This window comes from Pseudoalteromonas sp. US3C1004, assembly GCF_048401065.1.
Lineage (GTDB): Bacteria > Pseudomonadota > Gammaproteobacteria > Enterobacterales > Alteromonadaceae > Pseudoalteromonas > Pseudoalteromonas undina.
Genome location: NZ_CP183073.1, coordinates 1 through 26,348, shown reverse-complemented (window position 1 = coordinate 26,348; position 26,348 = coordinate 1). Strand labels below are relative to the sequence as shown.

General features: G+C 42.2%; 17 protein-coding genes, 3 tRNA genes and 3 rRNA genes. 8 read left to right on the top strand and 15 right to left on the bottom strand.

Annotation, left to right across the window (positions count from 1 at the left end):
- Positions 1-32 precede the first annotated feature (32 nt).
- Entirely contained in the window at positions 33-1,049 is a 1,017-nt protein-coding gene (locus tag ACNSN3_RS00115; protein WP_418608058.1) for a metalloprotease, read from the bottom strand.
- Between the two features lie 178 nt (positions 1,050-1,227).
- Between ACNSN3_RS00115 and ACNSN3_RS00110 the strand changes: the two genes are divergently transcribed.
- Positions 1,228-2,442 (top strand): EAL domain-containing protein, encoded by a 1,215-nt coding sequence (locus tag ACNSN3_RS00110; protein WP_418609017.1) that lies wholly within the window; start codon positions 1,228-1,230, stop codon positions 2,440-2,442.
- Positions 2,443-2,480: 38 nt separating this feature from the next.
- On the opposite strand, the gene ACNSN3_RS00105 is transcribed toward ACNSN3_RS00110, so the two are convergent.
- Positions 2,481-3,548, bottom strand: a complete 1,068-nt coding sequence (locus tag ACNSN3_RS00105) for a hemolysin family protein (RefSeq protein WP_008108284.1) — start codon at positions 3,546-3,548, stop codon at positions 2,481-2,483.
- A gap of 84 nt (positions 3,549-3,632) precedes the next feature.
- Here ACNSN3_RS00105 and ACNSN3_RS00100 point away from each other — a divergent pair, with 84 nt between their 5' ends.
- Both ACNSN3_RS00100 and ACNSN3_RS00095 read left to right on the top strand, forming a co-directional pair.
- Positions 3,633-6,125, top strand: a complete 2,493-nt coding sequence (locus ACNSN3_RS00100) for an alpha/beta hydrolase family protein (protein WP_418608056.1) — start codon at positions 3,633-3,635, stop codon at positions 6,123-6,125.
- Between the two features lie 165 nt (positions 6,126-6,290).
- Positions 6,291-6,995, top strand: coding sequence for a response regulator transcription factor (locus tag ACNSN3_RS00095; RefSeq protein ID WP_008108280.1), 705 nt, complete (start codon positions 6,291-6,293; stop codon positions 6,993-6,995).
- Between the two features lie 4 nt (positions 6,996-6,999).
- Here ACNSN3_RS00095 and ACNSN3_RS00090 read toward each other — a convergent pair whose 3' ends face one another.
- The 7 genes from ACNSN3_RS00090 to nudE form a co-directional block, all read right to left on the bottom strand.
- Positions 7,000-8,511, bottom strand: coding sequence for a YifB family Mg chelatase-like AAA ATPase (locus ACNSN3_RS00090; RefSeq protein WP_008108279.1), 1,512 nt, complete (start codon positions 8,509-8,511; stop codon positions 7,000-7,002).
- 34 nt (positions 8,512-8,545) lie between these two features.
- Positions 8,546-9,160, bottom strand: a complete 615-nt coding sequence (locus ACNSN3_RS00085) for a trimeric intracellular cation channel family protein (RefSeq protein WP_008108278.1) — start codon at positions 9,158-9,160, stop codon at positions 8,546-8,548.
- Positions 9,161-9,783: 623 nt separating this feature from the next.
- Positions 9,784-9,860: transfer RNA gene (locus ACNSN3_RS00080), tRNA-Met, on the bottom strand.
- A 67-nt stretch (positions 9,861-9,927) separates the two neighbouring features.
- Positions 9,928-10,004: transfer RNA gene (locus ACNSN3_RS00075), tRNA-Met, on the bottom strand.
- Positions 10,005-10,083: 79 nt separating this feature from the next.
- Positions 10,084-10,160 (bottom strand) — tRNA-Met (locus ACNSN3_RS00070).
- A gap of 141 nt (positions 10,161-10,301) precedes the next feature.
- Positions 10,302-11,099, bottom strand: a complete 798-nt coding sequence (gene cysQ / locus ACNSN3_RS00065; RefSeq protein ID WP_008108277.1) for a 3'(2'),5'-bisphosphate nucleotidase CysQ — start codon at positions 11,097-11,099, stop codon at positions 10,302-10,304.
- Positions 11,092-11,664 (bottom strand): ADP compounds hydrolase NudE, encoded by a 573-nt coding sequence (gene nudE / locus ACNSN3_RS00060; RefSeq protein ID WP_418608053.1) that lies wholly within the window; start codon positions 11,662-11,664, stop codon positions 11,092-11,094. Before nudE ends, cysQ begins: the two co-directional genes overlap by 8 nt.
- 264 nt (positions 11,665-11,928) lie before the next feature.
- Between nudE and yrfG the strand changes: the two genes are divergently transcribed.
- Positions 11,929-12,576: a GMP/IMP nucleotidase gene (gene yrfG / locus ACNSN3_RS00055; protein ID WP_054202798.1), complete on the top strand. Its 648-nt coding sequence runs from the start codon at positions 11,929-11,931 to the stop codon at positions 12,574-12,576.
- 28 nt (positions 12,577-12,604) lie between these two features.
- On the opposite strand, the gene ACNSN3_RS00050 is transcribed toward yrfG, so the two are convergent.
- The 3 genes from ACNSN3_RS00050 to ACNSN3_RS00040 form a co-directional block, all read right to left on the bottom strand.
- The gene (locus tag ACNSN3_RS00050) at positions 12,605-13,231 is read right to left on the bottom strand and encodes a dUTP diphosphatase (protein WP_054202799.1); all 627 of its coding nucleotides are present in this window, start codon (positions 13,229-13,231) and stop codon (positions 12,605-12,607) included.
- A gap of 52 nt (positions 13,232-13,283) precedes the next feature.
- Positions 13,284-13,652 (bottom strand): YacL family protein, encoded by a 369-nt coding sequence (locus ACNSN3_RS00045; protein ID WP_418608050.1) that lies wholly within the window; start codon positions 13,650-13,652, stop codon positions 13,284-13,286.
- A 311-nt stretch (positions 13,653-13,963) separates the two neighbouring features.
- A complete protein-coding gene (locus ACNSN3_RS00040; protein WP_054202800.1) occupies positions 13,964-14,188 on the bottom strand; it encodes a hypothetical protein in 225 nt (74 codons plus the stop codon).
- Positions 14,189-14,503: 315 nt separating this feature from the next.
- On the opposite strand from ACNSN3_RS00040, the gene uvrD reads away from it, so the two are divergent.
- From uvrD to ACNSN3_RS00020, 4 genes are read left to right on the top strand one after another with little or no spacing between them, the layout of a single operon-like run.
- Entirely contained in the window at positions 14,504-16,669 is a 2,166-nt protein-coding gene (gene uvrD / locus ACNSN3_RS00035) for a DNA helicase II (RefSeq protein WP_008108265.1), read from the top strand.
- Positions 16,647-18,737: a GNAT family N-acetyltransferase gene (locus ACNSN3_RS00030; protein WP_418608047.1), complete on the top strand. Its 2,091-nt coding sequence runs from the start codon at positions 16,647-16,649 to the stop codon at positions 18,735-18,737. The genes uvrD and ACNSN3_RS00030 overlap by 23 nt, the downstream gene beginning before the upstream one ends.
- On the top strand, positions 18,706-19,830 hold the full coding sequence (locus ACNSN3_RS00025; protein WP_418608046.1) for an ABC transporter substrate-binding protein: 1,125 nt from the start codon (positions 18,706-18,708) through the stop codon (positions 19,828-19,830). Before ACNSN3_RS00030 ends, ACNSN3_RS00025 begins: the two co-directional genes overlap by 32 nt.
- Before the next feature lie 56 nt (positions 19,831-19,886).
- Complete coding sequence (locus tag ACNSN3_RS00020; protein ID WP_075169514.1) at positions 19,887-20,744, top strand: chemotaxis protein; 858 nt, start codon at positions 19,887-19,889, stop codon at positions 20,742-20,744.
- A 218-nt stretch (positions 20,745-20,962) separates the two neighbouring features.
- Here ACNSN3_RS00020 and rrf read toward each other — a convergent pair.
- From rrf to ACNSN3_RS00005, 3 genes are all read right to left on the bottom strand, one after another.
- Positions 20,963-21,077: ribosomal RNA gene (rrf, locus tag ACNSN3_RS00015) — 5S ribosomal RNA — on the bottom strand.
- 136 nt (positions 21,078-21,213) lie between these two features.
- A 23S ribosomal RNA gene (locus ACNSN3_RS00010) occupies positions 21,214-24,098 on the bottom strand.
- 286 nt (positions 24,099-24,384) lie between these two features.
- Positions 24,385-25,922, bottom strand: a 16S ribosomal RNA gene (locus ACNSN3_RS00005).
- Together the 16S, 23S and 5S rRNA genes form the textbook arrangement of a ribosomal RNA operon.
- Positions 25,923-26,348 lie beyond the last annotated feature (426 nt).

Here is a 26,348-nt window from a genome sequence, read left to right as displayed (position 1 = left end):
GGGCTGTAACTTATATTACAGCCCGCGCTTACTTAGCTTGATAAAATCTTCATCGGTAAGCTTAATATCGCGTTTTCTGAATCTGCAAAATGCATCATTACCGCAATGTGCCCTGCAACGACGAGTGCATACATTACCGCGGAAAAACCTTGGCCGTATTTATCTAATGGCAGTAAATGTGAGTAATGGCGGCCGCGCCATTCAAACACAATTTCCAGCGCCCCAACAAACAAAAAGAACACTAAAAGCATTAAGCCAAACGTATAGCTAAGCCATAAACCAAATAACACGCCAAGTAAGCACACACTTAAACCAACCCATGAGCGCATTGAAAAGCTAATGCTTTTTAATACATGCCCGCCATCAAGCGGTAAAATAGGCAGTAAATTGAATAAATTAAGTAGTGCACTAAGCACTGCAACACCTGCAAATATTTCCATTTCCGTAGCGTAATAAAGCACTACACCAAGCACAGAAGTAAATAAACCAAAGGCAGGGCCCATAAGTGATATAACCACATCTTGCCAGCGCGTAGTTATTTTATCGTCGCTAACGGCTAACCCGCCTACAAAAGGAATTAAATAAATGCCTTTGGTTTTAATGCCAAAATACTTCATAGCTCGTACGTGGCCATATTCGTGTACCACCAGGCAAGCAATCAGCATTAACGCAAATTCAATGGTAAACAGCCACGCATAACCAGCCACCGATGCACTGGCAAGCGCCACTTTAACAACTTTAGCACTTTTAAATAATTTAAAGCCAAGCGCCGCGAGCCCTAAAAACCCTTTTTTAGGTTCGCCTTGTGCTGCTGCAGGTAAAGCTAACTGAGTTGCAAACTGATTATTTACATATAGCGCCAAGCTTTGCTGGCTTACTTCGCTGCTATCAATACCAATTAACTGCTCATCAAGCATAAACTCGACATAATTTTCACGTGGGTTTTCAAATGCAATCGCTTGCTGATCATGAAATATTTTTACAACTTGCTGCTCTGCTATCATCAGCGTAAACGGTTGCTCTGCCAGAGAGAGTTCGACTTTTATCATTATTCTAACCATTATAAATTATGCCGCTAGTATACCTTTCCACCAAAAAAACACGAGTGAGCTAGCATCATTTTATTAGCAACAATTTAAGGTAAAAATGCCTGAAATACTGACAAAAACAATTCAAGCGACTATTTTTAGTATTACAGGAAGTAAGCTACAACTACCAAGGACACCAATGCGAACTCAATTGCCAAACATACTCGTTGTTGATGACTCAAAAGCCATTTTAATTGTTATGAAAGCGATTTTTAATGAGCTCGAAATGCCAGAAGTCACCACTTGCTTAAGCGCAGTTACAGCATTAGAGAAAGTAAAGCCTGATATAAACTTTTATGACGCCATATTTACTGATCTGAATATGCCAGAAATGGATGGTATGGAGTTAATTCGTAATTTAGGTGAAATAGGCTATTGCGGTGCGATTGTTATTATTTCTGAAATGGACCCTAAAATAATCAGCCTAGCAGCTGACCTAGCCAAGCAGCACAATGTGCATTTAATTGGTAATCTTACCAAGCCTGTGCAATTAAATCAGGTAAATACGTTACTTGCCAAAATAGCGCAGTTAAACAGCCACACACTTGTAAAAGAGCGCCCAATTACTAAAGCTAAGCTGATTAACGCATTAAAAAATAATGAAATAACACCGTATTACCAACCTAAAATAAATATAAACAATAACCAAATACAAAGTGTTGAAGTATTGGCTCGCATTGTTTCAAATAAAAACGAACGCGTTATTTTACCAAGCCGCTTTATAAGCCTTGCAGAGCAATGTGACTTAATCAATGACATTACTTTTACGCTGTTTGAAAAAGCCTGCAATGACTTAAAGCAGCTTAAAGAGCAATTAGGAGAAAGCTTAAAATTGTCATTTAATATGTCGCCATGCCAGTTAAATGATTTGAACTGCCCTAATAAGTTATTGCTGCTATTACAAAAGCACGGCGTGCTTCCCAGTGATGTGGTTGTTGAAATAACCGAACAACATGCCCTTTCAAGCTACACTCAGTTAGAAACCTTAAATAGATTCAGAATATTTGGTTTTGGTATTTCGCTGGATGACTTTGGTACTGGCTTTACTAATATTAATCAACTAAAACAACTTCCTTTCACTGAAGTTAAAATAGACCGCTCTTTTATAAGCCATATTGAAACCGATAAGTTTTCGCAAGTGGTGGTCAGCTCATTAATTAATATGACTAACCAAGAGCAGCTACAACTTGTTGCTGAGGGTGTTGAGCGCCCAGAAGAACTTGCCTACCTAAAGCACTATCAAACAGACTTAACTATACAAGGATTTTTGTTTAGCTGCCCAAAAGCAAAAGCTGAATTTATCTCATGGGCACAGCACTGGATAAAAACAGCCACTAAAACAAATAATAACTAGGGCCTGCTGACCTTTGTCTGTTGATATTTACAGACCTCCTAACGAGGTTCGTTATCGTCGGCGCTGACGATATGTTCACTATCAGCTAAACGTTGATGCCAACGTTGTTTAGCCACGGCACGCATGTTGGTAGATTGATCTCGCTCATCAACAATTTCTAAACCCATTAACGCTTCGATCATATCTTCTAGGGTTACAATGCCTTGTACATCACCGTATTCATCAATCACTAAACAAATATGGGTTCGCTTGGTGAGTAATGTTTGTAATAACGACGACACGTTTTGCGTACTCGGTACGGTATAAATAGGCTTAACCAGTTTACTAATTTTGTAGTCTGTACCTAAGCGGTGGTATGCCAACATGATATCGTTTTTATGAACAAACCCTATGATATCGTCAGCATCTTTGTCGTAAATTAGCACTCGAGAGAATGAGGAAGAGCCATGTTCACTTAAGTACTGATTAACAGTAAGGTCTTTATGAATTTTAAAAATAACCGTACGCGGAGTCATTAAATCGGTTAGTTTTGCATGTCTAAAGTGCAGTAAGTTGCGGATGATCTCTGATTCATCAGCATGAAGTGCCCCTGACTCACTGCCAATATCGGCCATCGCTTCTATTTCTTGGCGAATATAATAGGCCTCATTATGCTTTTGCCCCATCAAATTGGTTAGCTTTTGTGCAGCCCATACAAACGGCTTAAGTACTAACACCAAAATACGTAAACCATAAGTCACACTCGGTGTTAAAGCACGCCAATAATTGGCACCCAAGGTTTTTGGAATAATCTCAGATAACACCAGTACCAATAAAGTCATAATTGCAGATGCAATCCCCACTGCAGCATCTGAGAATACAACGGCGGCTTGTGCACCTACCCCTGCGGCACCAGCAGTATGGGCAACTGTATTAAGCGTTAAAATAGCCGCTAATGGCTGATCAATATTACTTTTTAGCTTTTCAAGCTGCTTCGCCAGCACTGGACGCTCTTTGCGCAGCAATGCAACATAACTAGGCGAAATGCTTAATAGCACCGCCTCCATTATTGAACACAAAAACGAAATCACAATCGCTGTAACCATGTAAATGATTAATAGTGTCACTTTTTTTCCTCTATATTGGATATATGAGCATCATAACAATACATGCTATATTTGGCCAAATACCCAATAATAATAGGCATAACAATGAATTTAAGCGCACCTTGGCATCGTTACGCAAAACGTTTTACTTACTTAGCAACCCTACTAACATTAAGTAGTCTGAGTTTAACGACCTTAGCCGCCTCACTCGATCAATCAAAAATCCAATTTATTGGTCCTCTTGCAGAAGATATGCAAGCTAAGCCATTTCACACACCCCATAGCGATGTGATTATAAATAATCTAATTGCACAACTTAAATTAAATACAGAAAGCTTTGTTGTATTTGGTAAAAAACACAAGTGGCAACCACTTGATAAAATTAACGCGCTTACTTTAGGCGGTTTACAAGCACTTAAATTTAATTTGGAAACTAACCGATTTACTCAAGGCTCCTTAAACATTAAAGGAATAGAGCAAGGCCAGGTTTTTATCAATGGTGAGAAGCAAACTGGTGAAAACCAACGCTATCAGCTTGCTTTAAATAACGGCTCACATACCGTGGTCGTCATCGCTCAACAGGTTGCTAATTGGAATGATGTTAGCTTAGAGTTTGTGCCAAAAGCAGAAACTGACGTCGTGACCCTAACGACAAATAAAACCAAGCGCTTATCGGCTAAGCAATTGTTTGACGCCCCAACTATTAGTGCCCTCTCTTTGTCGCCTGATGCCAAACATTACTTAAGTACAACCAAGCACTATAGTGACAAAACCGGCAACGACGCCATTACCACAACCGAGCTTAAAAATACTAATAACCAAACGGTATACCGATTTGAAGCAGCCCAGCCAAGTCAGTTCATTTGGAGCCCTAATAACCAATTTTTAGTTTATTTACTAAACGGTGAATTAAAGCAACTAAACCGTAAAAACTTAACAATTAAAACCTTAGCCTCTGGCCTTGAAGGCGCAAGTAATTTCAACTTTTATAACGACAGCAGTATTATATTTAGTTGGTCAAAATCGCCAGAAGAAAATAACAGCCTAACCAAGCACCATAAAGGTCTTCAAGATCGTTGGTCATATGCCCGTACGGTTAGCCAATTATATTTACTCGATACCAACAGTGGTTTAACCAAAGCCCTAACTGAAGGCGTATTGAGCCATCAACTTGAAGATGCTAACAGCAACCGTGGAAAACTATTAATAAGCCGTCCAGTAATGGCGATGCAAGCCTCAACTCACCCAGAGACTGAGTTGGTTGAACTTACATTAAAATCCAACAGCATAAAATCATTAGGTAAGTTTAAAACCTTTAATCAAGCTAAATATGCCGCAAACAATATTTATGTTGTTGCAGGCCCTGATTTTAAGAATGGTGCAGGCAGAACATTACCAAAGAACATGCTGGCTAATAATTACGATGGCCAGCTGTACTTACTAACTGATAATGCCAAAAAAGTAACGGCGTTAAGCAAACAGTTTGACCCCGCAATTGGCACATTAGAAGTACTAAGCAATGGTGATGCGCTAATCAAAGTGACAGAAAAAGATACCCAACCACTGTATTTATTTGACCTGAGTAAACAGCGCTTTAAAAAGTTAAATACAGGCTTTGATATTGTGCAGCAATTTAGCTTTTCAAATACGCGCAATGCCCAGTTATTAATTAGTGGCAGCAATGCGTCGAGCGCTCAACAACTCAAGCGCTTAGACGTAAGTAAAAACAAGGTAGAGATCATTTGGGACTCAAACCAGATTGCATATGCCAATACGACTATTCCTGCGCTTGAAGAATTTAACTTTACCAATAAGCGTGGCGTAGAAATCTCTGGCCGTGTTTATCTGCCAAGCAATTTTGATAAAGCCAAGAAGTACCCTGCTCTTGTTTATTATTATGGTGGCACCTCACCAGTAACACGCGGGTTTACGGGCCGCTACCCTTTTAACTTATGGGCAGCAAACGGGTATGTGGTTTATGTTGTACAACCAACCGGCGCAACGGGTTTTGGGCAAACTTTTTCAGCACAACATGTAAATGCTTGGGGCGACTATACCGCCGATGACATTATGCAAGGCACAGAGGCATTTTTAGCTAAATATGATTTTGTAGACAGTAGTAAAGTAGGTAATCTTGGTGCATCTTATGGTGGCTTTATGACTATGCTGCTTGCCACCAAAACCGATATGTTTAGCGCATCTATTGCGCATGCCGGTATTTCAAACTTAACGTCATACTGGGGTGAAGGATGGTGGGGTTATTTATACTCAGGCGAAGCCTCAAAAAATAGCTTTCCGTGGAATAATCCTCAACTTTACAGCCAGCATAGCCCTGTATTCCATGCTGATAAAGTAACCACACCATTACTGCTTATTCATGGTGACAGTGATACCAATGTGCCTGTGGGCGAAAGCTTAACTATGTATACCGCACTAAAACTGCTTAATAAAGACGTTGAAATGATAGAGTACAAAGGAGCGGATCACCAAATATTTGCGCGCGATAAGCGATTTAATTGGTGGAACACCATGTTGGCTTACTTTGACAAAAACTTAAAAAATGAACCACAATGGTGGGATTCAATGTATAAAGATTAGTAACCATAATGCGCACTTTGTCGCTCAAGTGAAAAGTGCGCATTACAAAAGTAATGTTATTAGACCAATTCGTAATATAATGTTACCGAAAAACAACGATCTCTGTGTTATACAGGCCATCAATGATGCTAATATGTAAAGCTGAAACTAAAAAAATAACAGACTATGGCAATTAATGTTTTATTGGTTGAAGATGACGAACTACTCGTAAAGCGCATCCAAAATCATTTTATAAATACCGAGTTTTCTATTGACGTTGACCCCACTGGGGCCGATGCGTTAAATGTTGTTAAAAGCCGCGTAAGTCAGCGCAATACTATTTCCTTGGCAATAATTGATATTGTGCTACCAAAACGCGACGGTTTACAACTTGCCAAAGAGCTAAATACGCTCACCGATATTGGCGTTATCTTATTATCGAGTCGTGACTCACAAGCCGATCGAATTGCAGGCCTTGCTCAAGGTGCCGATGACTATATTTGCAAGCCGGTAGATTTACTTGAGCTTGAGCTAAGAATGCGCGCCCTATACAAACGAGTTGCCAATAATCACAGCGACGATGACAGTGAAGAGTTTATTGAATACGCCGATTTTAAGCTTCATCCAGATAATCGCACCCTTATTACAGCCAGTGGGATTGAATCACGACTGACTGAAGCAGAACACAAAGTGCTTATTTGTTTGATTGGTAATGCTGGTAAAGCGACTTCCCGTGAAAAAATATCAGAAGAAATTGGCCAGCCCGATTGGAGCCCCAACGATCGCACAGTAGACGTGTTAGTGGGTCGTTTACGTAAAAAGCTGAACGATGAGAAAGATCAAAAACGTATTGTCACTGTTCGCGGTAAAGGCTATATGCTTTCAATTTAAAGCCTTAGTGTTGGGTTAACTGCGATAATAAACGCTCAAATGCCCGATAATTAAGCGCTTCTTTAAGCTCATTTAAACTGATTTGTGGCGCACCTTTTAAATCACTAATAGTTCGCGCCACTTTGATTACTCTATGATAAGAGCGCGGCGATAGCGCCAGCTTTTCACTGGCTCTGGCTAAAAACTGCAGCTCTGCAGGTGGTAACTCACAGTGCAAGTTCATCTCTTTGTTATTTAACCGCGCATTTACTTTACCTTGGCGTTTAAGCTGAACTGCATAAGCTGCTTCTACTCGTGCCCTCACCTCAGCACTTGTTTCTTCTGTAGTTGTACTTTGTAGCTCCACGCTGCTCAACCTTGGTAGTTCAATTTGCAAATCAATTCTGTCAATAAACGGCCCCGATACTCGCGATAAATAGCGCATTACCTGATCGGGTGTCGCCCGTTTATCATGATGACACCCAGTTGGACTAGGGTTAAGTGCTGCAATAAGCTGAAACTGCGCTGGAAATTCCATTTGTCTGGCCGCGCGCGAAATCGTCACTGTTCCGGTTTCCATTGGCTCGCGTAGCGAGTCTAGCACTTTACGCTCAAATTCAGGGAGCTCATCTAAAAACAACACACCATTATGCGCTAACGATATTTCACCGGGTTTAGGGTTAGACGAGCCACCCACCAGCGCTACTGCAGAACAAGTGTGGTGCGGGTTACGAAACGGTCGCTGACGCCAATTGGTTAAATCAATTGAGTGGCCAATAATTGAATATAAAGCAGCAGTATCAATGGCTTCATCATCAGACATGGTTGGCATTATGGTGGCCATTCGTTGTGCAAGCATTGATTTTCCGGTTCCTGGTGGACCTAAAAACAATAAGTTATGCCCACCAGCAGCGGCAATTTCTAATACACGCTTTGCACCAGGCTGGCCCTTTACATCGCTTAAATCGAGTAAAAAATCTGGCGCTTGGGTGCAATCAGGGTAGGCAATATTGAGTGGTAAAGGTTGTTGATTGAGTAAGTCTCCCCACACCTCTTGTATAGAACTGACGGCTTTTCGCTTTACACCACTGACAAGGCTGGCCAAACTGTCATTTTCAAGAGGCAGAAAACAACAACGATTTTGCTCTTTGGCACCAAGCACTGAAGGCAAAATGGCATTTACCGCCCGTATTTCACCATTAAGTGCAAGCTCACCGTAAAATTCATACTTATGAATATCAGGGCAGACTATTTGACCCGATGCGACCAAAATACCTACCGCAATCGCAAGGTCAAATCGCCCTCCATCCTTAGGAAGATCGGCAGGTGCTAAATTAACGGTAATACGCTGATCGGGAAATCCAAATTGCGAGTTTTCTAGAGCACTACGTACTCTATCCTTGGCCTCTTTAACCGACGCCTCAGGTAAGCCGACGATATGAAAGGCGGGTAAACCATTCCCTAAATGTACTTCAACCATCACCTCGGGGGCGTTTATCCCCACCTGCGCGCGAGAAAATATACGGGCTAACGACATTCCTTATCCTAGTTAACAGCTGTATTAACCCAGTTTAGTCAGGATATTTGAAAACATGTAATATAATCTTCCATTTAATCGCCGAAAAACGTAGCAATAAGGTCATTAGCATACTCAGAATCATTGCCACTTCCACCGTTAACGATAGGTTGATACTTAATGTATAGACAATGCCACCAGCAATACAGGTAATAGCATACAGCTCACCTTTAAGCAGCATTGGAATATCGCGGGCAAGCACGTCGCGAATAAGCCCACCAAAACAGGGGGTTATTACAGCCATAATCACAACCGTCATATCTGGCATACCAGCCAATTGCGCTTTTTGCGCTCCCATGACCGCAAAAAAGGCTAAGCCAAACGCGTCAGCGGTTTGCAATACATAGTATGGAATGGATTTTTGCTTATTGATCAGTCGTGTAGTAACCAGAACCGCCACCAAAATAGCGTAGAAGTAGCTTTGGTCGTGTAACCAAAATACGGGCTGGTCGAGTATCACATCGCGAACGGTACCGCCGCCAATAGCCGTAACAGTTGCAAGTACAACTACACCAAAGCCATCCATTTTCTTTTCATAGGCTACCAAGGTGCCTGAGATAGCAAATACCGCCACACCTATTAAATCAAACCAGTGATAAAGTTCAGTCATAATTTTGATTACAAAAAGTTTTAAAGAGTTTAGTGCATAGCATACTAAATATTCAGCAATAACACTTTCAAAAAGTAGAATTAGAAAAGAACAGCAGGTATACGTGTTAAAAATAGCGTGAGGGAATATGAATTTTAGGCATAAAAAAACACTCTTATAGAGTGTCGATTTAATAAAACATGTTACTTCAGTGGTTGCGGGAGCCGGAATTTAATAGACGACCTTTGCTGGCTAATGGAAAGTTGAGACCGACGAGCTATTTACTTCACTGAATTTCAGGCATAAAAAAACACGCTTTAGCGTGTCGATTTAATAAAACATATTATTTCAGTGGTTGCGGGAGCCAGAGTTTGTAAGGAGCGAACCGACGACCTTTGCGTTCTAATGAAGAGCTGAGACCGATGAGCTATTTACTTCACTGAATTTCAGGCATAAAAAAACACGCTTTAGGCGTGTTGCTTTACTATAACTGTTTATTTCAGTGGTTGCGGGAGCCGGATTTGAACCGACGACCTTTGCTGGCTAATGCAGAGCTGAGACCGACGAGCTACCCATTTCACTGAATTTTAGGCATAAAAAAACACGCTTTAGGCGTGTTGCTTTACTATAACTGTTTATTTCAGTGGTTGCGGGAGCCGGATTTGAACCGACGACCTTCGGGTTATGAGCCCGACGAGCTACCAGACTGCTCCATCCCGCGCCTGAAATTGCAGATTTATTTATAGTTGCTTACATTACAACTTGGCTTCCAATCCTCTAAAGAAAATTGGTTGCGGGAGCCGGATTTGAACCGACGACCTTCGGGTTATGAGCCCGACGAGCTACCAGGCTGCTCCATCCCGCGCCTGTATATTTAAAGTCTATCGACTACTTAATTTATGCTCTTAAGTTAGAGTTTTACAGAAACCAAATTTCAATAAAAATGGTTGCGGGAGCCGGATTTGAACCAACGACCTTCGGGTTATGAGCCCGACGAGCTACCAGACTGCTCCATCCCGCGCCTGTAATTTCTTAGTAACAGTATTGTGTTATTCACAAGCCTGTTTCGAAGAGAGCGCTATAATATAGGAATAAACCTATAATGCAAGGTTTTACTAATTAAAAACGTTTAAGTGAACAAAAACCCATCAAACAGTGGTATTTACAGTAATCGCTGATGTGGATTTATCATTTTTTGCCACTCCCAGTCGGGATGACCCATAACAATAAAATCCGGATTTTCTGTACTTTCTCTTTGGTTATACGTTAAAGGATTAAATTCAGCGTCGGTAATACAGCCGCCCGCTTCTTCAACAATAACTTGCGATGCACCCGTATCCCACTCACCTGTAGGACCTATTCTTAAAAAACAATCTGCTTTACCCTCAGCAACAATACACGCCTTAAGTGAACACGAACCTAAAGCCACCGTTGCAAATTGCGCATTTAGATACTGGCTAACTGCTTCTATTTTTTGGCGGCGGCTTACAGCCAAAGTTAAACTCTCGGGCGGTGCTACAAATATTTGTTTATCGTGCTCACCTTCACGCTTAAATGCCCCATTTTTAGCCGTTGCATAATAGGTCACGCCCTTTGCTGGCCAATGAATAACCCCCAACACTGGGTGGTTATTTTCTATCAATGCAATATTAACGGCAAAGTCACCACTTTCGAGTATAAATTCACCGGTGCCATCCATTGGGTCAAGCAACCAATAACGTTGCCAGTGCTGTCTATCTTGCAACGCTGGAATGGGGGTTTCTTCTGACATAATTGGAATGTCAGGAGCAAGCGCATTTAAACCCGCCACGAGCACATCATTTGCAGCTAAATCTGCTTTTGTTACTGGCGTATTATCTGATTTTTCTTGCTGACCAATATCGTCTTTTTTATACAAAGACATAATGGCATCCCCTGCACTTTGCGCAAGCTCAATACATGGCTCTAGAAGTTTATTCATTAATGTCTCCTGAGGCTAAATACTTATCTAATAATAGCAGAGCCGCAACACTACGTGCTTCAGTAAAGTCAGGTTGTTCTAATAACGACTGCCACTGTGAAAGTGGCCATTTCACCACCACTAAGGGCTCAGGCTCATCGCCTAGTAAGGTTTCAGGATATAAATTTTTAGCAAACAAAATATGCATGGTTGCGTTAAAATAGCTCGGTGCCATAGTGACCGTTTTAAGCGGTTTAAAGTATTCAGCGCCAAAGCCAATTTCTTCTTTGAGCTCTCTGTTTGCAGCCTGTTCAGGCGTTTCACCTAGGTCAATGAGCCCTTTGGGAAACCCTAACTGATAGTCATTGGTGCCTGCACAATACTCACGAACCAGTAATAACTCATTTTCAGTGGTCATAGGTACAATCATAACGGCTCCACGACCACCGCCGCGAATTCGCTCATACTGACGCTCTTCGTTATTTGAAAACTTAAGCTCTAAAGACTCCACAGTAAATAAGCGACTTTTAGCGACAACATTATTACTGAGAATTTGTGGTGGTGTTGGGTGCTTTTTCTGTGTCATGGGCATCAATTTGCTATCATTGCAGTTATACTAATCATATACCCAAATGAGTATAAGATGCGAGTTTCAGTTTGAATTAAAAGCAATTTAATTGAGCAAATAATTCTCGGGTTTAGCTAAGGTTAATTCTTTATTTTAGGCTACGAATACGCTCTTAATATAACATTGTCGGATTTATACCTTAATAACTCAATTAACAAAGTTCATTAATCTACTTCATCGCAACTTATTCATTTCAAAAAGTAGTTTTCATAAGGATACATCATGCTCAACTGGTCAAAAATCGATACTGTATTACTCGACATGGATGGAACTTTACTTGATTTACATTACGACACTGACTTTTGGCTCAATGTTGTACCCCAACAACATGCTCTGGCTCAAAATATCAGTTTTGAGGAAGCCCGCGCAGATATCTTAAAACGCTATCAGGCTGTGAGTGGCAAAATTCAGTGGTACTGCTCTGACTATTGGGAAGCACAGCTAAACTTACCTATTCTCGAACTAAAGCGCCAGTCTGCCCACTTAATCAAAATTCGTGAAGACGTTCCGCATTTTTTAACTGAACTTCGACGTGCAGGTAAAGAGCTCATTTTACTTACCAATGCTCATCCTGAATGCGTGATGCTTAAATTTGAGCATACCGCTATTGATAATTATTTAGACGGGGTGGTGTCAACGCATGAATATGGAGTAAGTAAAGAGCAACAAAGCTTGTGGCATAAAGTGCAAGGGGACTTGGGGTTTGATAAACGCCGCACTTTATTTGTAGATGACAGCTTACCGGTATTACATGCCGCACGAGAATACGGCATTGAGCATTTACTTGCGGTTGCTAACCCTAATAGTCAGCAACCACATAACGATATAACCGATTACTTAAGCGTCACCGATTACCGTAAGCTTATTTAGCTTATTTAGCTTATTTAGCTTATTTAGCTTATTCGCCCTGAGGGTAACGCGCTACTAAGCCTTGATATACCTGTTTTGCAAAATCTGCATGTTCAGTATCAAGGCTTTTAACTACTTCTACTAAGTGTTCGTTATCTTCTTGACCATCCCATACTTTAATGTAGCTGCCATCTTTGTAGCCATGATCTTGGCGGAAAAAGTTAAGCGTATTTTTACCTACATAACCACGGTATAAATCATCAATATCCATGCCTATTTGCGCCATACAACCAGCAAAGGCGGCTGCATCAAAGGTTTTATTGGCAACAGCACTGGCCGCTAGTAATTCAAGCGTTTGTTTAAAGTCATCACCTTGTTGTGGTGCACTCATTTCGGCTTGTAGTTTTGTTGCTATTTGCTCGTAGCTAGTCTCACCGTCAATACGCAACGATAAGCCAAAATGAAAAATATCAACCAGCTCTAAAATCACCTGTTCAGTATCTGGTGTTTGTTTTTTCCACCATTTCCAACCGTAATGGTCTAACATTTCTGCACATTCAACCCAAATAGCTCTGTACCATTCAAAGCCTTGGCTAAACCATTGCTCATGTACTTTAGTATTCATGGCATTTTGCATTTCTAGCATAACAACTAGCTTGTTTAAATTCGCAGACATATTGGTTCCACTGTTGGATTTATAATTAGGGTAATAATACAGATAATATAACTTAACGACCAGCCGAAAACTCATGCCATGAGTTGATCAGGTCAACAAAGTCTTCAAAACCACAACCGCTGCTTAAATCATTCTCTTCAAGCATTAATTCGTCATCTTGGTAGGCTAATATATCTTCGTTATCTTGATGCAGCGCATGCGCTTCAAATAACGCTTCATCTTTAGAAAGGAGCAGGTCAATTTCTTGGCCTTTAAGTGTTAACGGTTCAAAGCTTGAACTCACCGAGCTAATAAGCGCCAGCACCATAGCCACTTTGTCTTTGCCTATTTCTTCATTTAACCAACGGCCTATAATCGCATGCTCGCTGCTTATTTTAATTCTTAACCCACTAATAGGGTCGCGAATAAATTGGTATTCCATAACTTTATTCCAGTACTGCTAATTACAACAGATTATAACCTAGTCAGTTATGAATAACGCAAGCCAGATACAAAAATAGCGCCGCAAGGCGCTACTTAACCTGAACTCTGGTTAAGAGATTTACTAACATATTGAATAAAATGATATTTATGTTTATTTTCTCTAGCCAGAGATTTTCAGTGAAAACAAGGCGAAATTACGCGTCAATAGCTAGTCTATTGCAAGTAAATTCAACGCAGTTAGCGCTCAAAATAGCTGCTAGAGATAGATTTATTATCCAGAGTTCAGGTTATTTAGTATCATCAATATAGCTAACCGCCTGAGCGATAGCGGGCAGCATCAATAATTGCCCATAAATGGAATACGGCTCCAACAATAGCTGGAACAACTAAGAACCATAACGCGTAACCGCCAAAAACCAAAATGGCAAACACCAGCGCCGATAAAATACGACCCTGCACCAACTGCCCTAAACCTGGGAAAAAAATATTACATAGAGCGGCTATTACATTTCCGCCAGAACCTTGTTGAGACATACTAACCTCTGTAGTTTAATTAATTTTGTATTTGTACTTATTATTTATACTTACACACTTTATGCCAATTTATTAAGGCTTACAAATCATACAGTTAAATTATTACGAATTTATCGCTTTAGTATTTTTTGCCAAAAATAAGTCAAATTAGCAATTTTAAATAGCTATTTTAGTTACTTGCTCAGTTTATACTGTTCTCTATTCAACAACTTAAATACCTATTTTATAAATAGCTGTTTATAAAAACAGTATTTTATTTAGCCTAACAAAAACACCTGTTATACTGCTCTCATTATTGATTAAAAAGGCGTAACGATGGACGTTTCAGAATTACTCGATGGCTTAAATGATAAACAACGCGATGCCGTTGCAGCGCCATTACAAAACATGCTGGTATTAGCAGGAGCAGGTTCAGGTAAAACTCGAGTATTGGTTCATCGTATTGCCTGGTTAATGCAAGTAGAGCAAGCCTCTGCCTACAGTATTTTTGCGGTAACCTTTACCAATAAAGCCGCTAAAGAGATGCGCTCAAGGGTTGAAGAAACTCTAAAAGCCCCTGTTGGCGGCATGTGGATTGGTACTTTCCATGGTTTATCGCACCGAATTTTACGGGCACATCACCGTGAAGCAAATTTACCTGAAGCCTTTCAAATTTTAGACTCTGACGATCAGCTTCGTATGATCAAGCGTTTGTTAAAATCTATGAATATTGATGATAAAAAATGGCCAGCCAAACAGTTTGGTTGGTACATAAGCGCTAAAAAAGACGAAGCTCTGCGCCCTAAAGATATTCAGGCATACGATATTAACGAGCAAATGATGTTGCGCGTTTACGCAGCCTATCAAGAAGCTTGTGATAGAGCGGGCCTAGTTGATTTTGCTGAAATATTACTACGCAGCTATGAGGTTCTTAAAAACAACCCAACCCTGCTTCGTCATTATCAGCAGCGCTTTGCACACATGCTAGTAGACGAGTTTCAAGATACCAATACTATTCAGTATGCATGGCTAAAATTACTTGCTGGCGACACTAGTAGTATTATGATTGTAGGTGATGATGACCAAAGTATTTACGGTTGGCGTGGCGCTAAAATTGAAAATATCAAACGCTTTTTAACAGACTTTGATGCAGAGACAATTCGCCTTGAGCAAAACTATCGCTCGACTGCCACCATTCTTAAAGCGTCTAATGCACTTATACAGAATAACTCCGAGCGTATGGGTAAAAGCTTGTGGACTGACGGTAACGACGGCGAACCTATTTCTATTTATGCCGCCTTTAACGAGCTAGATGAAGCGCGCTTTGTGAGTAGCAAATTACGCAGCTGGCTAAATGCGGGGAACGCACTACAAGATGCGGCTATTTTATATCGTAGTAATGCGCAATCGCGGGTGCTTGAAGAAGCGATGCTACAAGAAGGTTTAAAATACCGAATTTATGGTGGTATGCGATTCTTCGAACGTCAAGAAATTAAAGATGCCCTCTCATACTTACGCTTAGTGGGTAACCGCCAAGATGATGCGGCATTTGAGCGTGTAATCAATACCCCAGCCCGAGGCATTGGCGACAAAACATTAAGCCATATTCGTGACTGCGCTCGAGCTGAATCTTTGCCGCTTTGGTATGCCGCTAAAGCCATTGTAGAACAACAGCATTTATCGGGGCGTGCATCAGGAGCGGTTGCCAAGTTTGTCGAACTTATTGAGCATATTGAAGATAAAATTAGTGACTTAACGCTGCATGAGCAAGCTAAATACGCGATTCAAACCTCAGGGTTAATGGCTATGTATCAGGCTGAAAAAGGCGAAAAAGGCCGCGCTCGAGTAGAAAACTTAGAAGAATTAATTAGTGCCTGCGATCAGTATGAACTCCCTGAAGAGGAAGAGTTTAGCTCGCCACTACAAGGCTTTTTAGCTTACACCTCACTTGAGTCTGGCGAAGGCCAAGCCGATGAGCATGAAGACGCCGTACAAATGATGACGCTTCACTCAGCTAAAGGTTTGGAGTTTCCTTTAGTGTTTATGGTCGGTGTTGAAGAAGGTATGTTTCCATCTCAGCAAAGTAATGAAGAAACCGGCCGTTTAGAAGAAGAGCGCCGCCTTTGTTACGTGGGTATGACCCGCGCTATGGATAAGCTCTATATAAGCCATGCCGAAAGCCGCCGTTTATATGGCCAAGAGAAATATCACAGCCCATCGCGCTTTTTACGTGAAATACCTGAGGACTGCGTAGAAGAAATTCGCATAAAAACGCAAGTATCTCGTCCGCCTGCAGCCGGTCGCTTTAGCGCATCGGTTAGCCATGCTGCATTTGAAGAAAGCGGATTTAACTTAGGTCAACGCGTGCTGCATGCAAAGTTTGGCATTGGCACCGTACTCAACTACGAAGGCAGTGGCGCACAATCTCGCGTACAAGTTAACTTTGACGACTTAGGCAGTAAGTGGTTAGTAACAGCTTATGCAAGATTACAAGCCGTTTAAGCGCGTTGTAGAGCGTGTACAGCAACAACTTGCGAATGCGAAACATCGCCAGTTACTGCTGCTTACAGGCGATAAAAACTGGTGTTATGAGCAATGCACTCAGCTGCTTGTTCATTTACAGCAACCCTCCTTTGTGCTGTCTAAAAGCACTCATTTAATTAATGCACATTGGCCAGAGCATACCCACCAAATTTTAGGGCAAGAGTGCGCCCATGCTGTTTATGACGGCTACAGTGGACTGGTGCCAGATAAACTAGCCGCGCTCAGTGGCGTTGTGCAAGCAGGTGGTTTTTTAATTATATTGCTACCCGAACTTAAAGAACTTGAACACTGGTGTGATGATGCCCTTCCCTTATTTCAATCTTTTGGGCAAATGCACCCTTACAGCTTTTTTAATCAACGCTTAGCTCACTTACTAAGCAAAACTACTTTACTGCATTTTAGCCAGCAAAATGGTTGGCAGTGTATTACCGATACGAATCTATCAACTGGTGAAATTGACTTTACCGAGCAACAACAGTGTATTGAATTAATAATAAAAACGGCAAACGGACGAGCAAATCGACCATTATTAATTAATGCAGATCGGGGGAGAGGAAAATCAGCCGCATTAGGTATTGCAGCAAGTAAACTCAGCGATAAAAACATACTTATTTGCTCTATGCAATTTCGTGCTTTGCACAGTAGTTTTAAGCACTTAGCGAGTGAGCTTGATATAGATTATCGAGCTGGCGATAAACACATTGCAAACATGCACTATGTGGCGCCTGATCAACTACTGAACGAACAACCGCAGTGCGATTTGCTATTAATTGATGAAGCAGCAGCAATCCCTGTTCCAATTCTCATAAAAATTCTTCACCTTTATCCTCGCGTGGTCTTTTCAAGCACTATGATTGGCTATGAAGGTAATGGTCGCGGTTATATTTTAAAGTTTACTAGTTACCTCAAAACGCATTTTAAAAACATGCGTAGCATCAGTCTTGAGCAGCCAATCCGTTTTGCAAAGCACGATCCTTTAGAGCTGCACCTTCGTACACTCTTAGCTTTGGATGCAGAACATCACAGCGCTAGTTTGAATACTGCTCCCCTACAATTTAAGCATCTGCAAGCAAATCAACTTACTAACGACGAGCCACTGCTTCATCAAGTTGTTGGCTTACTAACACTGGCACATTATCAAACCAGTGTGAATGACTTACGTCACTTACTAGATGCCGCTGGGCAACGCCTATTTGTTTGTCAACAAGGTGATAATATTCTTGGTGTGTGTTTAGTAGCGATAGAAGGTGGCTTTACTACATCGTTGAGTGATGAAGTAGTGCAAGGTAAGCGCCGCCCTCAAGGGCACTTAATGGCGCAAAGCCTTGCACAATTAAGCTTTAACCCTGAGGTATTAAAACAATACTGCGCTCGCGTGGTGCGAATTGCCATTGACCCAGAGCAGCACAATAAGCACCTAGGAACACAATTACTTCATTACTGTGAACAGCAATTACAGAAAGAGTGTGATTGGTTTGGTGCTAGCTTTGGTGCTAATGCGCAATTACTTAGTTTTTGGCAAAATAATGACTTTAATTTGGTAAAGCTGGGTTTTCAAAAAGATAAGGCAACGGGTGAACATAGCGCATTAGTTATTAAGAGCTTAACTAAAAATGACCAACTACTAGAACAATTAACAGCCCAGTTCGAAGCTGATTTTCCTTTGCAATTGCTCAGCCATTTTAGTCAGCTAGATTATAAACTGGTAGCAAAAATTGTTTCACGCTTTAATACTCATACCAATAGCATAGCTGATCAATCAAGATTAAAGTCTATGTTAACAAGTGACTATCAGCTATTTAATATTACACCTTTACTATGGCGAAGCTTTTGGGCATCTCCTCTTAGCTTGCCAAATGATGAGGATAATTTCCAATCTGTTTTTATTAGGCTAGTATTACAAAATTGGACACCTAAAAATATCCAAACTGAGCTAGGGGTGAATGGCATAAAGCTGTTTAATATATTATTAAAAAAGGCTGTAGATAACTGGTATGAGCGCACTTCGCATAATAATACACCTTAGCATTGCCTCCATTGCTTTAGCCTTAGGGCAGCCTATAGCCTATGCAGAGCAAGATAATAGCAAAGTTATTAAACTTGGCATGTCTACAGCGCTTAGCGGACCGGCTCAAAATATTGGCCTACAATTGCATAAAGGCAGTAGCATTTACTTTAACAAGGTTAATAATGCCGGCGGAATAAATGGCGCGGAGGTACAACTTCTAGTTGCTAACGATAATTACGAACCAAAGCAAACTGTTAATAATACCCGTACTTTTATTTATTCCGACAAAGTCGATGCATTGTTTGGTGCCATGGGCACCCCAACCAGCCATGCTATTATACCTTTACTAGAGCAATCAAAAATTCCGTTCTTAATGCCTTTTAGCGGGGCAAGCTTCCTACATGATAAATCACGAGCTAACATATTTAATTTAAAAGCAAGCTACAATGACGAAGCAGCAGAGCAAATTAAATACTTAGTAGAGGAGCGCAAACATACAAAGATAGGGCTATTTATTCAAGCAGATGAGTTTGGCTTGTACGTAGAATCGGGGCTAAGGAAAGAACTAGCAAAATATGATCTGTCGCCTATAAAAGTCGCGCGTTATCAACGTAATAGTCATGATGTAGCATCAGCGCTTAATGCCTTACAAGCCAGTGGGGTGACAGCTATCTGTTTAGTTGGCACCTACGCACCACTTGGTGAATTTATAAACAGTGCACATGCGAAGAATTTTGCCCCAGATTATACCAGTGTTTCTTTTGTACCTAGCTTTGACTTATTTGATGAAGTAACCACACCCTCACATATTATGGTTACAGAAATTGTTCCTAATCCACTCACATGTAATGATAATTTTTGTAATGAATTTTTGGCCGATATGCAAGCAAACAAGATTACAAAACCCAACCGTCTTCATTTTGAAGGTTATATTAATGCGATGGCATTTAGTAGGGCTGCAGCAAACTGCAAATTACCGCTTAAACACTCGTGCCTAATGAAAGAGCTTAATTCACTGTTAACAAATGATAAAATAATCAAAAAGTTTTTTATTGATACAAAAAATGAAAATAAACGTAATGTATATCGCTCTTATTATGTGAATAAATAAGTACCTTCCAAATATTGTTCTATCCTTAATATACAAACTAAGTATGTGAGGAAACTATGGACTTAATTAACTTTAAAGTGGGTTATAAAACCATTTCACTTAAGATTCTTGATATCTTATTAACGGAACAATTTAATAATAACCTCACGGTGTTACCTAACGACAATAAAAGCTTTTTGGGCGTTAAAGATTATATGGGGATCCCAACCCCTGTATTTGATCTTGGAATCATTTTAAATGGAGTTTCTACTGAGCGCAGTAATTTAGATGCTTTAAAGCAACTTAAATCTTGGCAAAAACAACTAATTGCTTGGTTTAATAAATTAGAGCAAGAACTACTCGTTTCGCAAAGCTCGTTAAAGGCGAATCAGTATGAGCTTACTGATTTTGAACAGTTTTATACAGAGTTTAAAACAGATAACGATGAATTAAAAAATACTATGTCACGCTTTGATGACCCGTTTAAATCGCTTCTACACAAATTGACCAGTGCAATAGATGCATATAAAAAAGGCAACAGCAAACAAGTTAGTACTCAACTTGAGATTATAAGGCGACATGATCTTATTCACCTAGAGCGTTTATTCGGCTCTGCAATAGAACAAATCACTTTAGATTATAAACCTATTATTGTGTTTACCACTAAAGATGGCATGACCCCCCATGTAGGCCTATTAGTTGATAAGGTTGAAGATAATATTGAATATAAACAAGAAGATATTAAACCACTAGATAAGCTTACCGAAGTTGGTTTTGATATTGACCCCCAAACAAGAAGCATGATGTATGGACTGATCAAACTCGCTGATAAACATAGTGTACTTATTGATCCTAGCGCAATATTTAAGCCCAAAGAGCTTGAACCATCTAGCAGCGCTCAAGAGCAAGAAACTGAAGCCTATGGACTGTTTTAAGAATGCTTCCTTTACACCCGTAAAAGCCCGACTCTTGAATCGGGCTTGCTTGTATTTAGAGTCGGTGCGCTATTTTGCCCATGGGCTTCGTGATACTCAACCCAGGCTGCGGTGGTCAGGTTAACGCAGTGCAACTGATAGCTGACGGCTGATATTTTCACTTTTCTGTAGACGTAAAAAAGCCCGGCTCTTTCGAGTCGGGCTTTCTTGTATTTGGAGCCTGGTAATGACCTACTTTCACATAACAAATGCTACACTATCATCGGCGCTGTTTCGTTTCACTACTGAGTTCGGCATGGGGTCAGGTGGGTCCAAAACGCTATTGTCACCAAGCAAATTTGGTGTCAGTCCGTATTACTACGCACTAACTAAAATTTGGAATTCTGATAATAAAGTCTTCTAGTATCTACTTTAGTTATATTAACTTCTTCGCTTGTTTCACTATCACATAAAACGCGTTTGGCGTTGTATGGTTAAGCCTCACGGGTAATTAGTACAAGTTAGCTTAATGGCTCACACCACTTCCACATCTTGCCTATCAACGTTGTAGTCTTCAACGGCCCTTCAGAGACTTTAAAAGTCTAGTGAGAACTCATCTCGAGGCCTGCTTCGCGCTTAGATGCTTTCAGCGCTTATCAGTTCCGAACGTAGCTACCGGGCAATGCCATTGGCATGACAACCCGAACACCAGCGGTTCGTTCACTCCGGTCCTCTCGTACTAGGAGCAACCCCTCTCAATTCTCAAACGCCCACGGCAGATAGGGACCGAACTGTCTCACGACGTTCTAAACCCAGCTCGCGTACCACTTTAAATGGCGAACAGCCATACCCTTGGGACCGACTTCAGCCCCAGGATGTGATGAGCCGACATCGAGGTGCCAAACACCGCCGTCGATATGAACTCTTGGGCGGTATCAGCCTGTTATCCCCGGAGTACCTTTTATCCGTTGAGCGATGGCCCTTCCATTCAGAACCACCGGATCACTATGACCTACTTTCGTACCTGCTCGACGTGTCTGTCTCGCAGTTAAGCTGGCTTCTACCATTACACTAACCGTACGATGTCCGACCGTACTTAGCCAACCTTCGTGCTCCTCCGTTACTCTTTGGGAGGAGACCGCCCCAGTCAAACTACCCACCAGGCACTGTCCGTAACCCCGATTCAGGGGCCAACGTTAGAACATCAAAACTACAAGGGTGGTATTTCAAGGACGACTCCACAAAAACTAGCGTCTCTGCTTCTAAGTCTCCCACCTATCCTACACATGTAGGTTCAATGTTCAGTGCCAAGCTGTAGTAAAGGTTCACGGGGTCTTTCCGTCTAGCCGCGGGTACACAGCATCTTCACTGCGATTTCAATTTCACTGAGTCTCGGGTGGAGACAGCGTGGCCATGGTTACACCATTCGTGCAGGTCGGAACTTACCCGACAAGGAATTTCGCTACCTTAGGACCGTTATAGTTACGGCCGCCGTTTACCGGGGCTTCGATCAAGAGCTTCTCCGAAGATAACCCCATCAATTAACCTTCCGGCACCGGGCAGGTGTCACACCGTATACGTCATCTTGCGATTTTGCACAGTGCTGTGTTTTTAATAAACAGTCCCAGCCACCTGGTCACTGCGGCTCCAATCAGCTTAGAGAGCAAGTCTCATCACCAATCGGAGCGTACCTTCTCCCGAAGTTACGGTACGATTTTGCCTAGTTCCTTCACCCGAGTTCTCTCAAGCGCCTTAGTATTCTCTACCTGACCACCTGTGTCGGTTTGGGGTACGATTCGGTATAATCTGAAGCTTAGAGGCTTTTCCTGGAAGTATGGCATCAGCAACTTCATCACCTTGGTGACTCGTCTCGTGTCTCAGCCTAACAGCAACCCGGATTTACCTAAGTCACTAGCCTACACACTTTCACATGGACTACCATCGCCATGCTTGCTTAGCCTGCTCCGTCCCCCCATCGCAATTATACCAAGTACGGAAATATTAATCCGTTTCCCATCGACTACGCCTTTCGGCCTCGCCTTAGGGGTCGACTTACCCTACCCTGATTAACATGGGATAGGAACCCTTGGTCTTCCGGCGTGCGGGTTTTTCACCCGCATTATCGTTACTCATGTCAGCATTCGCACTTCTGATACGTCCAGCATACCTCCCGGTACACCTTCAACCGCTTACAGAACGCTCCCCTACCACTCAGAATAAATTCTGAATCCGCAGCTTCGGTGCATAGTTTAGCCCCGTTACATCTTCCGCGCAGACCGACTCGACCAGTGAGCTATTACGCTTTCTTTAAAGGATGGCTGCTTCTAAGCCAACCTCCTGGCTGTCTGGGCCTTTCCACATCGTTTCCCACTTAACTATGACTTTGGGACCTTAGCTGGCGGTCTGGGTTGTTTCCCTCTTCACGACGGACGTTAGCACCCGCCGTGTGTCTCCCGGATATTACTTTACGGTATTCGGAGTTTGCAAAGGGTTGGTAAGTCGGGATGACCCCCTAGCCTTAACAGTGCTCTACCCCCGTAAGTATTCGTCCGAGGCTCTACCTAAATAGATTTCGGGGAGAACCAGCTATCTCCCGGTTTGATTAGCCTTTCACTCCTAACCACAGGTCATCCCCTAACTTTTCAACGTTAGTGGGTTCGGTCCTCCAGTTGATGTTACTCAACCTTCAACCTGCCCATGGCTAGATCACCGGGTTTCGGGTCTATACCTTGCAACTATTCGCCCAGTTAAGACTCGGTTTCCCTACGGCTACCCTAATCGGTTAACCTCGCTACAAAATATAAGTCGCTGACCCATTATACAAAAGGTACGCAGTCACCCTCGAAGGGCTCCTACTGCTTGTACGTACACGGTTTCAGGTTCTATTTCACTCCCCTCACAGGGGTTCTTTTCGCCTTTCCCTCACGGTACTGGTTCACTATCGGTCAGTTGGGAGTATTTAGCCTTAGATGATGGTCCACCTATATTCAGTCAAAGTTTCACGTGCTCCGACCTACTCGATTTCACTTAAAATGCGTTTTCATGTACGGGACTATCACCCTGTATCGTGGCACTTTCCAGAGCCTTCCATTAACACATAATAAGCTTAAGGGCTGTTCCGATTTCGCTCGCCGCTACTATCGGAATCTCGGTTGATTTCTTTTCCTACGGGTACTTAGATGTTTCAGTTCTCCGCGTTCGCCTCGTTAACCTATGTATTCAGTTAACGATACCTGCAAGCAGGTGGGTTTCCCCATTCGGAAATCCTAGTCTCAAGTGCTTTTTACTAGCTTGACTAGGCTTATCGCAAGTTAATACGTCCTTCATCGCCTCCAACTGCCAAGGCATCCACCGTGTACGCTTAGTCACTTAACCATACAACCCAAACGGGTCTTTGTTTTGTGACAGTTTAACTTCGCCAGAAGTTAATATTGAATACTAAAGTAGATACCAATTAATCCGAGGATTAAATGGCACTGAATGATACTGCTATCATTCTTTTTTACTTTTGAAAACTCTGTACAAATACAATGTATTCATACGAATTTTATTATCAGCTTTTCCAAATTTTTAAAGAGCATATTAATTAGTAAACTCAAAGAGTAAAACTAACTAACAATCATCTGTGTGGACACTACGAACAAATAAGTTCTAAATCGTATAAGGAGGTGATCCAGCCCCAGGTTCCCCTAGGGCTACCTTGTTACGACTTCACCCCAGTCATGAATCACTCCGTGGTAAACGTCCTCCCGAGGGTTAGACTATCTACTTCTGGAGCAACCCACTCCCATGGTGTGACGGGCGGTGTGTACAAGGCCCGGGAACGTATTCACCGCGTCATTCTGATACGCGATTACTAGCGATTCCGACTTCATGGAGTCGAGTTGCAGACTCCAATCCGGACTACGACGCACTTTAAGTGATTCGCTTACTCTTCGCGAGGTTCGCAGCACTCTGTATGCGCCATTGTAGCACGTGTGTAGCCCTACACGTAAGGGCCATGATGACTTGACGTCGTCCCCACCTTCCTCCGGTTTATCACCGGCAGTCTCCTTAGAGTTCTCAGCATTACCTGCTAGCAACTAAGGATAGGGGTTGCGCTCGTTGCGGGACTTAACCCAACATCTCACAACACGAGCTGACGACAGCCATGCAGCACCTGTATCAGAGTTCCCGAAGGCACCAAACCATCTCTGGTAAGTTCTCTGTATGTCAAGTGTAGGTAAGGTTCTTCGCGTTGCATCGAATTAAACCACATGCTCCACCGCTTGTGCGGGCCCCCGTCAATTCATTTGAGTTTTAACCTTGCGGCCGTACTCCCCAGGCGGTCTACTTAATGCGTTAGCTTTGAAAAACAGAACCGAGGTTCCGAGCTTCTAGTAGACATCGTTTACGGCGTGGACTACCAGGGTATCTAATCCTGTTTGCTCCCCACGCTTTCGTACATGAGCGTCAGTGTTGACCCAGGTGGCTGCCTTCGCCATCGGTATTCCTTCAGATCTCTACGCATTTCACCGCTACACCTGAAATTCTACCACCCTCTATCACACTCTAGTTTGCCAGTTCGAAATGCAGTTCCCAGGTTGAGCCCGGGGCTTTCACATCTCGCTTAACAAACCGCCTGCGTACGCTTTACGCCCAGTAATTCCGATTAACGCTCGCACCCTCCGTATTACCGCGGCTGCTGGCACGGAGTTAGCCGGTGCTTCTTCTGTCAGTAACGTCACAGCTAGCAGGTATTAACTACTAACCTTTCCTCCTGACTGAAAGTGCTTTACAACCCGAAGGCCTTCTTCACACACGCGGCATGGCTGCATCAGGCTTGCGCCCATTGTGCAATATTCCCCACTGCTGCCTCCCGTAGGAGTCTGGGCCGTGTCTCAGTCCCAGTGTGGCTGATCATCCTCTCAAACCAGCTAGGGATCGTCGCCTTGGTGAGCCATTACCTCACCAACTAGCTAATCCCACTTGGGCCAATCTAAAGGCGAGAGCCGAAGCCCCCTTTGGTCCGTAGACATTATGCGGTATTAGCAGTCGTTTCCAACTGTTGTCCCCCACCTCAAGGCATGTTCCCAAGCATTACTCACCCGTCCGCCGCTCGTCAGCAAAGTAGCAAGCTACTTTCTGTTACCGCTCGACTTGCATGTGTTAGGCCTGCCGCCAGCGTTCAATCTGAGCCATGATCAAACTCTTCAATTAAAAAGTTTTATGTCTTTCGACAGCTCAATGAATTCTGAATTTATTTAATATCTTTCGATATTGAATTGACTGTGCTGCAATTCTTTCCTTAAGTAAAACCTAAGTAAGTTATTGCTGTTGGTCACTCAGTTTCAATTGAGACTCTAAATTTGTTTGCCTCACTACCTAAGTAGCTTGGCTGTTAGAACTCAATCTGTACGAGTGCCCACACAGATGATTGCTTTATATTGTTAAAGAACGTTGCGATTAAAGCGTTAAACTTTATCTCGCTAGGGCTGCGCATATTACGCTTTCCTATTTTTTTGTCAACACTTAATTTCGCTAAACTTGAAAGTTTTCGAAACTAAGTTTTACTCGACTCACTGAGTAGCTCGTGCCTCGCTATGCGTTGCGCTCTGCCGTCTCAGTGGGGTCGCATTATAGGGA

Excerpts from the sequence above, each read along its gene's own strand:
- ACNSN3_RS00090 (WP_008108279.1), bottom strand. The coding sequence starts at position 8,511 with ATGTCGTTAGCCCGTATATTTTCTCGCGCGCAGGTGGGGATAAACGCC.
- ACNSN3_RS00100 (WP_418608056.1), top strand. The coding sequence starts at position 3,633 with ATGAATTTAAGCGCACCTTGGCATCGTTACGCAAAACGTTTTACTTAC.
- nudE (WP_418608053.1), bottom strand. The coding sequence starts at position 11,664 with ATGACACAGAAAAAGCACCCAACACCACCACAAATTCTCAGTAATAAT.
- ACNSN3_RS00020 (WP_075169514.1), top strand. The coding sequence starts at position 19,887 with ATGGACTTAATTAACTTTAAAGTGGGTTATAAAACCATTTCACTTAAG.
- uvrD (WP_008108265.1), top strand. The coding sequence starts at position 14,504 with ATGGACGTTTCAGAATTACTCGATGGCTTAAATGATAAACAACGCGAT.
- cysQ (WP_008108277.1), bottom strand. The coding sequence starts at position 11,099 with ATGAATAAACTTCTAGAGCCATGTATTGAGCTTGCGCAAAGTGCAGGG.
- ACNSN3_RS00115 (WP_418608058.1), bottom strand. The coding sequence starts at position 1,049 with ATGATAAAAGTCGAACTCTCTCTGGCAGAGCAACCGTTTACGCTGATG.
- ACNSN3_RS00025 (WP_418608046.1), top strand. The coding sequence starts at position 18,706 with ATGAGCGCACTTCGCATAATAATACACCTTAGCATTGCCTCCATTGCT.
- yrfG (WP_054202798.1), top strand. The coding sequence starts at position 11,929 with ATGCTCAACTGGTCAAAAATCGATACTGTATTACTCGACATGGATGGA.
- ACNSN3_RS00110 (WP_418609017.1), top strand. The coding sequence starts at position 1,228 with ATGCGAACTCAATTGCCAAACATACTCGTTGTTGATGACTCAAAAGCC.
- ACNSN3_RS00040 (WP_054202800.1), bottom strand. The coding sequence starts at position 14,188 with ATGTCTCAACAAGGTTCTGGCGGAAATGTAATAGCCGCTCTATGTAAT.
- ACNSN3_RS00045 (WP_418608050.1), bottom strand. The coding sequence starts at position 13,652 with ATGGAATACCAATTTATTCGCGACCCTATTAGTGGGTTAAGAATTAAA.
- ACNSN3_RS00050 (WP_054202799.1), bottom strand. The coding sequence starts at position 13,231 with ATGTCTGCGAATTTAAACAAGCTAGTTGTTATGCTAGAAATGCAAAAT.
- ACNSN3_RS00095 (WP_008108280.1), top strand. The coding sequence starts at position 6,291 with ATGGCAATTAATGTTTTATTGGTTGAAGATGACGAACTACTCGTAAAG.
- ACNSN3_RS00085 (WP_008108278.1), bottom strand. The coding sequence starts at position 9,160 with ATGACTGAACTTTATCACTGGTTTGATTTAATAGGTGTGGCGGTATTT.
- ACNSN3_RS00030 (WP_418608047.1), top strand. The coding sequence starts at position 16,647 with ATGCAAGATTACAAGCCGTTTAAGCGCGTTGTAGAGCGTGTACAGCAA.